This is a genomic window from Acidovorax sp. CF316, assembly GCF_000276605.1.
Lineage (GTDB): Bacteria > Pseudomonadota > Gammaproteobacteria > Burkholderiales > Burkholderiaceae_C > Acidovorax.
On the sequence record NZ_AKJX01000287.1, the window covers coordinates 17,405 to 29,037 of the forward strand.

Below are 11,633 nucleotides of genomic sequence, written 5' to 3' on the forward strand. Positions count from 1 at the left end.
GGCCCCATGTCCCGTATCGCCGTCATCGACTTTGAAACCACGGGCGTCTCGCCCGGCCAGGGCGCGCGTGCCACCGAGGTGGCCATCGTGCTGCTGGAGAACGGCCGCGTGGTGGACCGCTTCCAGAGCCTGATGAAGACCGGCGCCTGGATCCCGGCCTTCATCACCCAGCTCACGGGCATCACCAATGCCATGGTGAATGCCGCGCCCGACGCGGCCGGGGTGATGCAGGACGCCGCCCGCTTCGTGGGCGATGCGCCCATGGTGGCGCACAACGCCGCGTTCGACAGCAAGTTCTGGCAGGCCGAGCTGGCCCTGGCCGGCGTGGCTGCGCCGCACCCGTTCGCCTGCACGGTGCTGCTCTCGCGCCGGCTGTACCCCGAGGCGCCGAGCCACAAGCTCGGCACGCTGGTGGACTACCACGGCCTGCCGCGCACGGGCCGGGCCCACCGGGCCCTGGCCGATGCCGAGATGGCCGCCGAGCTGCTGGCGCGCATGCAGCACGACCTGCGCCAGCGCTGGGGCGTGGCCGAGCCCGGCCATGCGCTCTTGATGGCGCTGCAGCGCTGCGCCAAGCCCGGTATCGGCAAGCTGCTCGCGCAGCATGGCAAGCCTGCGGTGCCGGTGCCCTGCTGACCGATCTCCCTGCCCGCAACCCTTGTTTGCCGGCGCGGGCATGCCGCGGATCGCCGAAAATACGCGGTTGCCTCCACGAACCGATCCACACACTTTTCCCATGACCGATACCACCCAAGCCCCACCGCTGCCCGACCACCTGTCCGTGGACCCGCGCAGCCCGCACCATGTCGCGGCCGTGTTCGAGCACGACATCGGCATCCGCTTCAATGGCAAGGACCGCACCGATGTGCAGGAGTACTGCGTCAGCGAAGGCTGGGTGAAGGTGCCCGCCGGCAAGACGCTGGACCGCAAGGGCCAGCCGCTGATGATCAAGCTCAAGGGCACGGTGGAAGCCTTCTACCGCCAGCCCGAATAAGCCACCCTCCGTCCCCTCCATGGACCTGTCGGCGCCCTGGGCCATCCACTGCGATGGCAGCGCCATCCCCAACCCGGGCCGCATGGGCCTGGGCGCCGTGCTGGTGGCGCCCGACGGCACGCGCCACGCCCTGTCGCAGGCCACGCACGCCACGGGCTGCAACAACGAGGCCGAGCTGCGTGCGCTGGTGATGGCGCTGAACGAAGCCCTCGCACGCGGCGCCAGCGCACTGCAGGTCTACAGCGACAGCAGCATCCTGGTGGAGCAGCTCGGCGAAGTGGCCGCGCCCCCCATCGAGCGCCTGGAACCCCTGTACGCCGCGGCACGCGCCCTGCTCAAAAGCTTCGATCAGGTGCAAATACAGTGGATTGCACGCCACCGCAATGGCGAGGCCGATGCGCTGGCGCGCGCGGCCTTGGGCGCGCCGCCCAAGCCCTCGGTACACCCGTCCCTGCGCGGCCTGCCCCGAAGGAAGCGGCGCAAAAGCCCGCCGTCCTGACCGCTCACACTCACCCTCACAAAGGATCGAACCCCATCGATGCCCGGTAGGCCGCGATCTTGGGCAACAGCACCTGGCGGCGCGCCAGGCTCTCGGGCGGCCAGTGCGCCTCGCGTTCGTAGTATTCGGGCACCACCGTGGCACCCGCCGGCAGCACCACCCAGGGCTGCTTCGAGAGGGTGAAGATATGGATGTCGGGCGGCAGGTGGTCGGGCGCGTCGAGCGTGCCCACGCGCACGAAGGAGACCAGCGGGCCCGCGCCCGCGTAGTGGCTCCACACAGCCACATGGCAGTGCGGGCAGCGCGCGATCTTCTGGCCCAGGCCGCTTTCCGAAGGCGTGTCGACCAGCGCCGGCTTGCCGCCCAGCAGGCGGATCCGGTCGGCCTCGATCATGGCGTTGAGGGCGAAGGAGGCGCCCGTCTCGCGCTGGCACCAGCGGCAATGGCAGCAATGCACGAACAGCGGCGCGGTCAGCATGCGGTAGCGCACATGGTGGCAGTCGCACCCGCCTTCGAGCGGGAACGGGGGCGTGGACGGAAACTGCATGGCGATCACTCCGTGGAGGGCCGCACGTTACGGCAAAAGCCGCGCCCTGTCACTCCCGTCTTTTCACGCCCCGCAGTCGGCAGCGCGTGCCAGCAGCAGGGCCTGTTCCTGCGCATTGCGCGTGAGCGTGGCCGCATGCGCGAACTGCACACGCGCTTCACCATGGCGGCCCAGCCTGGCCAGCAGGTCGCCGCGCACGCTGGGCAGCCAGTGGTAGTCGCGCAGGGCCGGGTCGGCGCCCAGGGCATCGACCAGGGCCAGCGCGGCGGCGGGGCCGTCGGCCATGCCCACGGCCACGGCCCGGTTCAGCGCCACGACGGGCGAAGGCGAGACCTGCAGCAGCGCGTCGTACAGCGCCACGATGTGCTGCCAGTCGGTGTCTTCGGCGCGGCGCGCACGCGCGTGGCAGGCCGCGATGGCGCCCTGCAGCGCATAGGGCCCCCAGGGGTGGCCGGCGCGGGCCAGCTGCTCGGCCCGCTCCAGCGCGGCCAGGCCGCGGCGCACCAGCAGATGGTCCCAGCGCGAGCGGTCCTGGTCCATGAGCAGCACGGGGCGGCCTTCGGCGTCGGTGCGCGCGGGCAGGCGCGAGGCCTGGATCTCCAGCAGCGCCACCAGGCCCTGCACCTCGGGCTCGTCGGGCGCCAGGCCGGCGAGCACGCGCACCAGGCGCTGGGCCTCGCCGCACAGGGCGGGGCGCATCCAGTCGTCGCCCGCGGTGGCGGCATAGCCTTCGTTGAAGATGAGGTAGATGACTTCGAGCACCGAGGCCAGGCGCGGCGCGCGTTCGGCCGCGCCGGGCACCTCGAAGGGCACATGCGCGGCCGTGAGGCTGCGCTTGGCGCGCACGATGCGCTGGGCCACCGTGGCCTCGGGCACGAGGAAGGCGCGCGCGATCTCCACCGTGGACAGGCCGCCCAGCAGCCGCAGCGTGAGGGCGACGCGCGCCTCGGTCGAGAGCACCGGGTGGCAGGCGGTGAAGATCAGGCGCAGCAGGTCGTCGCCGATGTCGTCCTGGCGCGCGGCGTCCAGGGCATCGACGAAGTCGGGCGCGTACTGGGCCTCCAGCGCCTCCATGTCATGGCCCAGAGCCTCGTGCTCGCGCGCCTGCATGGCCTGCTGGCGCAAGTGGTCCAGGGCGCGGTTGCGGGCGGTGGTCATGAGCCAGGCAGCGGGGTTGTCAGGCAGGCCGGTGGCGGGCCAGTGCTCCAGGGCCGAGACCAGCGCGTCCTGCGCCAGCTCCTCGGCCCGGCCCACGTCGCGCGTCATGCGCGCCACGCGGGCGATGATGCGGGCCGCCTCGATGCGCCATACCGATGCGATGGTGCGGTGCAGGGCATCGGAGTCGGGCAGGCCCATGCTGCTCAGCCCAGCGCCTTGCTGGCGTCCACCATGTAGGCGAACTCCCAGGTGTGGCCATCGAGGTCGTCGAAGCCATGGCCGTACATGAAGCCATGGTCCTGCGGCGCGCGCGGCGAGGTGGCGCCGGCGGCCACGGCCTTGGCCACCAGGGTGTCGATCTCCTCGCGGCTCTGGGCCGACAGGCAGACCAGCACCTCGGAGGTCTTTCTCGCATCGGCCACGGCCTTGTCGGTGAAGGTCTTGTAGAACTCCTCGACCAGCAGCATCACGAACAGGTTCTCGCCGAGCACCAGGCAGGCACCCTGCTCGTTGGTGAACTGGGGATTGAAGTCGTAGCCCAGGGCGCGGAAAAAGGCTTGCGAGCGGCCCATGTCCTTGATGGGCAGGTTGACGAAGATCATCTGGTGTTGCATGGCGGTCTCCTGAAGGGGTGGAACGATAAACGAACGGGGAATGCAGGGAATGAGGCGCCCGAGCGGGATCACTTGGCCGCCTCGGCCGCGAGGAAGGCGAGGCCCTCCTCGAAATCCTTGCCGACCATGCTATCCACGTTGAAGAACAGGTGCATGACCTTGGCCAGGTAGGGCACGGGGCCGTGCATGGCCCAGCTGACGCGGGTGGCGTTGCCGCCTTGCGGCTGCAGCGTGAAGTCCACGCGGTTGTGCGCCTCGAACGGGGCGACGAAGTCGAGCTTCATGCCCACGTGGGAAGGCGCCGTGGCCTCGGTGATCTCCATGCTGCCCGTGCCCACCTTGTCGCCCTGCCAGGCATAGCGGGCGCCAGGGCCGGCGGTGGCAGCGCTGTACTGGCCCTTGGCGCCCGGGTCTTTGCGCTCGTAGGGGTTCCAGGTGTTGAAGCGGCGCAGGTCCTGGATCAGGCCGAACACGCGCTCGGGCGGGGCCTCGATCACGCGGCTGCGCTCCACGCGGAAGCTGTCGGGGCGGGTGGCGGCAAAGGCCAGCAGCAGGGCCAGGGCAGCCAGCACGGTGAGGGCGATGGTCTTGATCATGGAAGGTCTCCTGCCGGGTTCAATTGCGCGTGGCTTCCAGGTCGCGAAAGCGCTGCACGGCCTCGCCCTGGACAAAGTCATCGAGCTCGAAGACCGGGCGCACCTCGATCTCGGCTTCCAACCCTTCGCCGCGCGGGTTGGGAAAGCGGCGCGCCCACTCCATGGCCTCGTCGCGCGAGCGCACCTGGATCAGCGTGTAGCCGGCGATCAGCTCCTTGGTCTCGGTGAAGGGGCCGTCGACCACCGTGCGCTGGCCGCCGCTGCCATAGCGCACGCGCCAGCCCTGGGCGCTGGCCTTGAGGCCCACGCCATCGAGCAGCACGCCGGCGCGCGACAGCTCCTCGTGGTAGGCGCCCATCACGGCAAGCATGTCCTCGCCGGGCAAGGCGCCGGCTTCGCTCTCGGGGCTGGCCTTGACCAGAATCATGAATCGCATGGCACATCTCCTGTCGTTGGAAGTTGCTGTGCAGGGAGATCAAATTCCCTGCGCTCATCCTCCACGACGGACAGGCGCCGATGGAATCGACACGGATTCTGGAAAATCAGGGTTTGCACCTAGAAAATTTCCGCCTTCCGAATGAAAACAGCCCATGCCGGTGTCCGGCATGGGCTGTTTGCCAAGGGAGCCGCAGCGGTCAGCGCCTGGCTGGGGGGTTCTGCGCCATGTAGGCCAGGGTGGCGCTGGTCAGTGCGCGCACGCCGATGCGCAAGGCCTTCTCGTCGATCACGAATTCGGACGAGTGGTTGGGTGCACCCGACTTGTCGCCGAAGGGCGAGGCATAGAGGTTCCAGAACACCACGGGCACGCCGCTGCCGCCGAAGGAGCCGAAGTCCTCCGAGCCCATGGAGGGCGGCACCTCGCGGGCCTTGTCGGCACCGCCGGCTGCGGCGGCGAAGGCCGGGGCCAGGGCGGCGGTGATCTTGGGGTCGCTGACCACGACCTCGTAGCCGGTGTCGATGGTGACCTCGGCGGTGAGGCCTGCGCTCTCGGCGATCTTCTGGGCCTTGAGGCGGATGCTGTCGTGCGCGACCTTCTGGTTGCGCGCCGAGAGCGAGCGCACGGTGCCGCCGATCTCGGCCGTGTCGGGCAGGATGTTCACGCGGTTGCCGCTTTGCAGCAGGCCCACGGTGACCACGGTGGGGCCGTCGAGCGGGTCGATCTGCTGGCTGATGATGCCCTGCAGCGCGAGCACGATCTCGGCCGCGGTCAGCGTGGGATCCTTGGCCGTCCAGGGCGAGGAGCCGTGGCCGCCCTTGCCCTGGAGCTTGATGTTGAAGACATCGCCGCTGGCCATGAAGCTGCCGGCCCGGTAGGCCAGGGTGTTGCCCGGCGCACGCGCGCTGATGTGCTGGCCCATCACGACGTCGACCTTGGGGTTGTCGAGCACCTTGGCCTCCATCATGGCCTTGGCACCGCTGGGCACGGGGCCGGGGCCTAGTTCCTCGGCCGGCTGGAACAAAAACACCACCGTGCCCGCAAGCTCGCTGCGCACGGCGGACAAGGCCTGCGCCGCGCCCAACAGCATGGCCACGTGGGTGTCGTGCCCGCAGGCGTGCGAGACCGGCGTCTCGTTGCCGCGCCACTGGGCACGGGCCGTGGACTTGAACGGCAGGTCGTTGCGCTCCTGCACGGGCAGGGCGTCCATGTCGGCACGCAGGGCCACCACGGGGCCCGGCTTGCCGCCGCGCAGCACGGCCTTGATGCCGGTCTTGGCGATGCCGGTCTGGATTTCGATGCCCGGCATCTTGGCCAGTGCCGCCGCCACATAGGCGGCGGTCTGGACCTCTTCGTAGGACAGCTCGGGGTGCTGGTGGATATGGCGGCGCCAGGCGATCACCTGGGGCTCGGCCGCATCGGACAGGGCGAGCACGCGCTGTGCCAGGGGCGAAGTGGTCTGGGCAGATGCGGACATCGCCAGGCTGGCAAGCAGGGCGGCCAGCGGCAGGAGCCGGTGTTTCATGGAAAGGACCTTCGGGTTGGACGACGACGGGCAACTCTAGTACCAAGCCCATGCCGCGAACAGTCACAATTTCGTTGTCGTGAAAACCAGAATGCATCACCCTGCGCACCAGAGGCTTCCATGAAACCGCACCAGCTCAAGGCCTTTCTTGCCGTGGTGGAGCTGCACAGCATCCGCCAGGCGGCGAATGCGCTGCACATCACCCAGCCGGCGATCTCGCGCGCCATCCGCGAGCTGGAGGAGCACCTGGCGGTGCCGCTGTTCGTGCGCAGTGCCCACGGTGTCACCCCGACCGAATACGGGCGGGCCTTCGAGCGGCGCGCGCGCCTGCTGGAGCAGGAGGCCGAGCGCGCACGCGACGAGTTGCGCCAGATGCGCGATGGCCAGCTCGGTTGCGTGCGCGTGGCGGTATCGTCCGTTCCCGCGATGGCGCTGCTGCCGCAGGCGCTGGCGCTGTTCCGCGCCGAGCTGCCGGCCACGGCTCTGGAGTTCAGCGAGGGCCTGGCGCCCCTGGTGCTGCCCGCGCTGCGCGAGGGCCTGCTGGACCTGGCGCTGGTGCAGCACCGCGTGGAGCGCACCGGCCCCGAGTTCGATTGCGAAGAGCTGCTCACGACACCGCTGGCCATCTGCGCGCGGGTGGGCCACCCGCGCGCGCGGGCGCGCAGCCTGGCGGCGCTGCAGCACGAGGAATGGGTGGGCTGGGACCGGCCCATGGTCGAGGACCTGTTCGCGGGCAGCGGCGTGCCCGCGCCCGCGCGCATCGTGGTGAGCCGCTCGATGGAGATCACGCGCGCACTGGTGGGCCGTGGCGACCTGATCAGCGTGTTCGCGCGCCCGGCGCTGGACCGGGAGCTGGCGCGCCATGGCATCCGCGCCATCCCCGTGCAGACCCGCCTGCCCGCGCTGACCATCAGCGCCATCACCCGCAAGGGTGCCCTGCCGACCCCGGCGGCGCAGAAGTTCATGGAGGCGGTGCGCAGGGCGGCTGCGGCCCTCAGAACCTGAACTTCGGTGCACCAGTCCACTGACAGATTGATACAGACGCGCAAGCTCCAGGCACGCGGCTGCCGGTGCAAAGCGTGACAAATGCCCGGCTTTTCCCCGACGCGGGGGATCGCTGGCAGGGAGGTCCATCGCCCGCCTTTACGATCCAGCGCGGAGGAACCGGAAACCATGAACAAGAACACCACTGCTGCCGCACCCTGGATTGCCAGCGTCCCGCTGTCACCCGACGGCGAGACCTTCGCCCTGCTCATCATGCACCCGGGCCGGGCCATCGCCCCGCCCGGGGGATTGCGCGCCATCATGCGCTTCAACGCCGATGGCAACGGCGGCCACATCGCCGCCGCGATGGCGGGCGATGGCCGATGGGGCTACATCGACGCCGAGGGCCAATGGCGCGTGCCTCCCACCCTGGAAAACGCCCGCGACTTCTCGGAAGATGGCATGGCGCGCTTCTGCCAGAACGGGCGCTGGGGCTTCGTGAACCTGGCGGGGGAGGTGGTGATCGAGCCGGCCTTTGAAGACGCCCGGCCGTTTCGCCGCGGGCTGTGTGCGGTGATGGTGGGCGAGAACGCCTGGCGCATCATCGACCGCGAGGGCCAGTTCACCTGCGAGGAGAGTTTTCGCGAACTCAGCTCTTTCGGCGCGGGCGGCCTGTCGCGGGCGGCGCACAAGATCAAGGGAACGAACCAGCTCGGCCACGGCTTTGTCGATGGCAAGGGCCAGTGGGTGATCGAGCCCCGATTCAAGCGTGCACTGCCTTTTGGTGAGCAGCCCGCCACCGCCGCATCGCTGGACGGGGAAACCTACGGCCTGATCGATGCGCGCGGGCGGTGGGTGCTGGAGCCGCGCTACCCGAGCATCCAGGCGTTCAACCAGGCAGGGCTTGCCTACTTCGACGAACCCAACTCCTGGGACAACGGCCATGGCTACCTGGACGCCCAGGGCCGGGTAGTGATCAAGGGTGAAAGGCACCTGTCCAAGCACATGGTCGCAGGCATGGTGTGCAGCGACTACAACGGCGCCGGATTCTTGCGCGCGGACGGCAAAACCCTGGAGACGCCACCGCTGGTCTATGGCAGCCATTTCCGCTCGGAGGGCGGCTTTGCGGTGGTACGAACGTCCGGATCCCGTGCCAGAAAGGGTGGGGCAGAACAGCCCGCCGCCTGGGGCCTGCTGCACCCCGATGGCCGCGTGGTCACCCTGGCAGAGCCCCTGCTCGAGCCCCTGACCAACGGCGATGGTTGGCTGGAGGAGGAGATGTACGGTACCCCGCTGGTGCCGTTTCTCACCCGCGATGGCGGGATCGCCTACCTCGACAAGAGCGGTGCCGCCGTCTGGCGCGCCCAGTACGACGGCCAGCACGTCACGCTGCTCGATGCCCAGGGCCTGGCGCTGTGGCGCAGCGAGGCGCAGGACGGCAGCTGCCGCCCGCCGCATCCCTTCTTCCTGCCGCCCATCACCGACCACCTCGAGGGCATCGATACCCTGGACGGCATCCTTCCCCTCGCCGAAACCCTGCTGGCCGATGGCGAGTCCCGGCTGCACCGGCTGGCCGCGGGCGAAACGCTCGAGCGTGAATCCTCTGCCGAGGAAGACGACGACAACGACGACGATGAGGACGAGGAAGAAGACGAGGACACCGTGCAGGCGAACCGCGCGGTGGTGCTGCGGCGGGTGATGCGCACCTACATCAGCGAGGAGCACAACGGCCCCTACGAGTTCCTGTGTTCGGAACTGAGCGACGCGGTGAACCAGGCCCGCGAGGCCATGCTGCAGGTGCTGGTAGCCCGCTACGGCCCTGCCGACCCCGACCCCGAGCATGCCGCGCCCTGGCACGGCGGTGAACGCACGCAGGCCTGGGCGGTGCCGATGGCGCAGGCCCTGCCCGGCGACACCGGGGCCGTGCACGAATCGCGCGAGCAGTGGCTCACGCTGTACAAGACTTCCGATTCCGGCGATGGCGATGCCTGGTGGGAACTGTGGCTGATGGTGGCTCCGAGCCTCGACGCTCTGGAGACAGCACAGCGTGCACGGCGCGTCCAGGCAGCCCAGGACGCGCAGGACAGCGATGGCGCCGATGAGGAGGGCGATGCGGATGGGGACGACAGCTCGCCCGTGGAGCGCCCCCAACCCCAGACGCGCGAGGAATGGTTGCAGGCCGTGGCCAGCGACCGCTATGCCATTGCCCAAGTGCCCGCAGCGTGGCTCGACGATGCGATGGTGGACGCGGCACTGGCCGGCGATGTGGAGGCGCTGGCCTGGGTGCCCGGCCCGTTCCAGACGCCGGCGCGGCTGGAGGCCCTGATCCGCCGGGGCGTGGACCAGGCCGCGAGCATACCGCCCGAGTGCATGACCGCCGAGGGCCTGGCGCTGGCGCGCGCGCTCTATGCCGAACGCCACGAGTGGGATTGGCGCGACGAGCGCAACAGCCGCATCCCCACCAGTTGGGACCACAACAGCCTGTGCGATGTGTGGGGTTGCCTGCTCACGCCGGAGCTGGCACTCAAGGCCGTGCGCGCCAAGGCCCCCCTGCGCGACCTGGCGCACTGGCTGCGCACCGATGAGGTGGAGAAGGCGGCGCTCAAGGCCGACATCTACAACATCAGCTACATCGACAAAAGCAAGATCACGCCAGAGCTGGCCGCACGCGCCGTGCGGCACGACTACGGCACCCTGATCGAGGTGATTCCGCCGGAGATGGTCACGCCCGCGCTGTGCCTGGTGTCGGCGCGTGTCAACGGCCTGTCGCTCGAGAAGATGCCCGAGCCACTGCGCAGCGTGCCGGTGTGCGTGGCCGCGCTCAAGGACCGCTCGGACGTGTTCCCGCACGTGCCCGAGGCCCTGCGCCTGGCCGTCACCACGCAACTGATCGAGGACGATCTGGCCGAGGCGCGCAGGGATGGCGAGCCGCGCGAGGGCAGCCACTGGCACGGCTACCGCGCCTGGGTGAAGCTCTGGGCCGAGGACTACGAGGGCGCCATCGCCGACGCGAAACTGGGCTTGCCGGAGATGCGCTACGAGCAGCACGCGAACTATGTGCTGGCCAGCGCCTACATGCAGCTCGGGCGTGAAGCGGAGGCAGCGCTGGAAGCATCGACCGTGCTGTCCCTGCAGTCACCGTACAGCGCGCAGTGGAACGACGACGAAGACACCCGTTGGCTGCAGGCGCTGGTGCAGGAGCATGCAGGCGCTGCCGATGACGGCACGCTGGTGGAGCAACTGTATTTGCACCCGCGCACGCTGGCGAAAATTCCACGCGAGCGCATCACCCATGACATGGTGTACGCAGCCCTGGAGTCCGACAAGGACACCGTGCGCTTCGTGCCACGCCGGCTGATGACGCCGTCGCTCTACGTCCTGGCGCTGCGCCAGAACGTCAAGCAGTTCGAGCAGATCCCGCCGGCCATGCTGAGCGAAGAGGCCTGCATCGAGTACGTGAAGGACGGTGGCTGGCGCCTGGAGTACCTGCCCGAGGCCTGGCGCACGCTCACCGTGTGCGCCTATGCCGTGCGGCGCAGCAGCAGTGCCATCGACCATGTGCCCGAGGCGCTGCGCAAGCAGGTGCCGGATGCCATCAGGCACCTGCCGCCCGACGAGGACGAAGACGGCTCGGGCAGCGGTTCGTCATCGGCCAGCGACTGGCTGACGCGCAAGCTCGTCGATTCGGTGGTCAGCAGCCAGCAGACCGCCGCGGGCCGGCTGCAGCAGAAGGGCCTCTTCACCGCCTTCATCGTGAAGACCATGCTGGGCGCCAAGTCCGACGACACGCCCACGCTCAAGGGCCTGGCGGGCTGGTTCGAGGTGCGGCCCTTCCTCGCCATGGTGAACAACCTGGTGCTGGGCCTGGCAGCACTGCTCGCCCATGCCTTCGTGTCCGTGGGTGCCTGGCGCGCCGAAGGCCCCTGGGTGGGCCTGGGCACCTTCGCGCTGATGGGCTTTTCGGAACTCTACTGGACCTGGCGCTTCTTTTTCTCCACCCCGTTCCGGCCCGGCCTGGGCGTGGCCTGCCTGGTGGTGCTGCTCTACGTGTTCGCCTGGCGCTGGATGTACCGGCGCATTGGCCTGGTGTATGCCGCGCAGGCCAGGGAGAAGGGCGAGGACTGAGCACAAGTCCAAGCTGCCATGCTCAGAGGTGCGGCTGAGTCGTCCGCCATTCGTCGAGCACGTGCTGCCTCACACCAGGACCGCCGCGCAAGGGCCGCCCCGCCGCGCTGGCGGTGTCCCCCTTCCCGAATGGCGCAGCCATTCGAGAGAAGGGG

Annotated in this window: 11 protein-coding genes; 5 read left to right on the forward strand and 6 right to left on the reverse strand. The window is 69.4% G+C overall.

Features of this window, described 5'->3' with window-relative positions:
- Positions 1 to 6 precede the first annotated feature (6 nt).
- The 3 genes from PMI14_RS32270 (at position 7) to PMI14_RS32280 (ending at position 1,493) form a co-directional block, all read left to right on the forward strand.
- Positions 7 to 636 carry a PolC-type DNA polymerase III gene (locus PMI14_RS32270; protein ID WP_007861783.1) on the forward strand — a complete coding sequence of 210 codons (630 nt, stop codon included), beginning with the start codon at positions 7 to 9 and terminating at the stop codon, positions 634 to 636.
- 100 nt (positions 637 to 736) lie between these two features.
- Positions 737 to 994, forward strand: coding sequence for a DUF3297 family protein (locus PMI14_RS32275; protein ID WP_007861785.1), 258 nt, complete (start codon positions 737 to 739; stop codon positions 992 to 994).
- A gap of 19 nt (positions 995 to 1,013) precedes the next feature.
- On the forward strand, positions 1,014 to 1,493 hold the full coding sequence (locus PMI14_RS32280) for a ribonuclease HI family protein (protein ID WP_007861787.1): 480 nt from the start codon (positions 1,014 to 1,016) through the stop codon (positions 1,491 to 1,493).
- A 16-nt stretch (positions 1,494 to 1,509) separates the two neighbouring features.
- On the opposite strand, the gene PMI14_RS32285 is transcribed toward PMI14_RS32280, so the two are convergent.
- The 6 genes from PMI14_RS32285 to PMI14_RS32310 all read right to left on the reverse strand — a co-directional run bounded on the left by PMI14_RS32285 (position 1,510) and on the right by PMI14_RS32310 (position 6,369).
- Positions 1,510 to 2,040 carry a GFA family protein gene (locus PMI14_RS32285; protein WP_007861789.1) on the reverse strand — a complete coding sequence of 177 codons (531 nt, stop codon included), beginning with the start codon at positions 2,038 to 2,040 and terminating at the stop codon, positions 1,510 to 1,512.
- Positions 2,041 to 2,103: 63 nt separating this feature from the next.
- Positions 2,104 to 3,396 carry an RNA polymerase sigma factor gene (locus PMI14_RS32290; protein WP_007861791.1) on the reverse strand — a complete coding sequence of 431 codons (1,293 nt, stop codon included), beginning with the start codon at positions 3,394 to 3,396 and terminating at the stop codon, positions 2,104 to 2,106.
- Positions 3,397 to 3,401: 5 nt separating this feature from the next.
- The gene (locus PMI14_RS32295) at positions 3,402 to 3,812 is read right to left on the reverse strand and encodes a VOC family protein (protein WP_007861795.1); all 411 of its coding nucleotides are present in this window, start codon (positions 3,810 to 3,812) and stop codon (positions 3,402 to 3,404) included.
- A gap of 68 nt (positions 3,813 to 3,880) precedes the next feature.
- The gene (locus PMI14_RS32300) at positions 3,881 to 4,408 is read right to left on the reverse strand and encodes an SRPBCC family protein (protein WP_007861797.1); all 528 of its coding nucleotides are present in this window, start codon (positions 4,406 to 4,408) and stop codon (positions 3,881 to 3,883) included.
- A 19-nt stretch (positions 4,409 to 4,427) separates the two neighbouring features.
- Positions 4,428 to 4,844, reverse strand: a complete 417-nt coding sequence (locus PMI14_RS32305) for a YciI family protein (protein ID WP_007861799.1) — start codon at positions 4,842 to 4,844, stop codon at positions 4,428 to 4,430.
- A gap of 199 nt (positions 4,845 to 5,043) precedes the next feature.
- Positions 5,044 to 6,369 carry a M20 family metallopeptidase gene (locus PMI14_RS32310; RefSeq protein ID WP_007861802.1) on the reverse strand — a complete coding sequence of 442 codons (1,326 nt, stop codon included), beginning with the start codon at positions 6,367 to 6,369 and terminating at the stop codon, positions 5,044 to 5,046.
- Positions 6,370 to 6,489: 120 nt separating this feature from the next.
- Between PMI14_RS32310 and PMI14_RS32315 the strand changes: the two genes are divergently transcribed.
- Positions 6,490 to 7,374 (forward strand): LysR family transcriptional regulator, encoded by an 885-nt coding sequence (locus tag PMI14_RS32315; RefSeq protein WP_007861804.1) that lies wholly within the window; start codon positions 6,490 to 6,492, stop codon positions 7,372 to 7,374.
- Positions 7,375 to 7,542: 168 nt separating this feature from the next.
- Positions 7,543 to 11,478 (forward strand): WG repeat-containing protein, encoded by a 3,936-nt coding sequence (locus PMI14_RS32320; RefSeq protein WP_007861806.1) that lies wholly within the window; start codon positions 7,543 to 7,545, stop codon positions 11,476 to 11,478.
- The last annotated feature ends 155 nt before the right edge of the window (positions 11,479 to 11,633 follow it).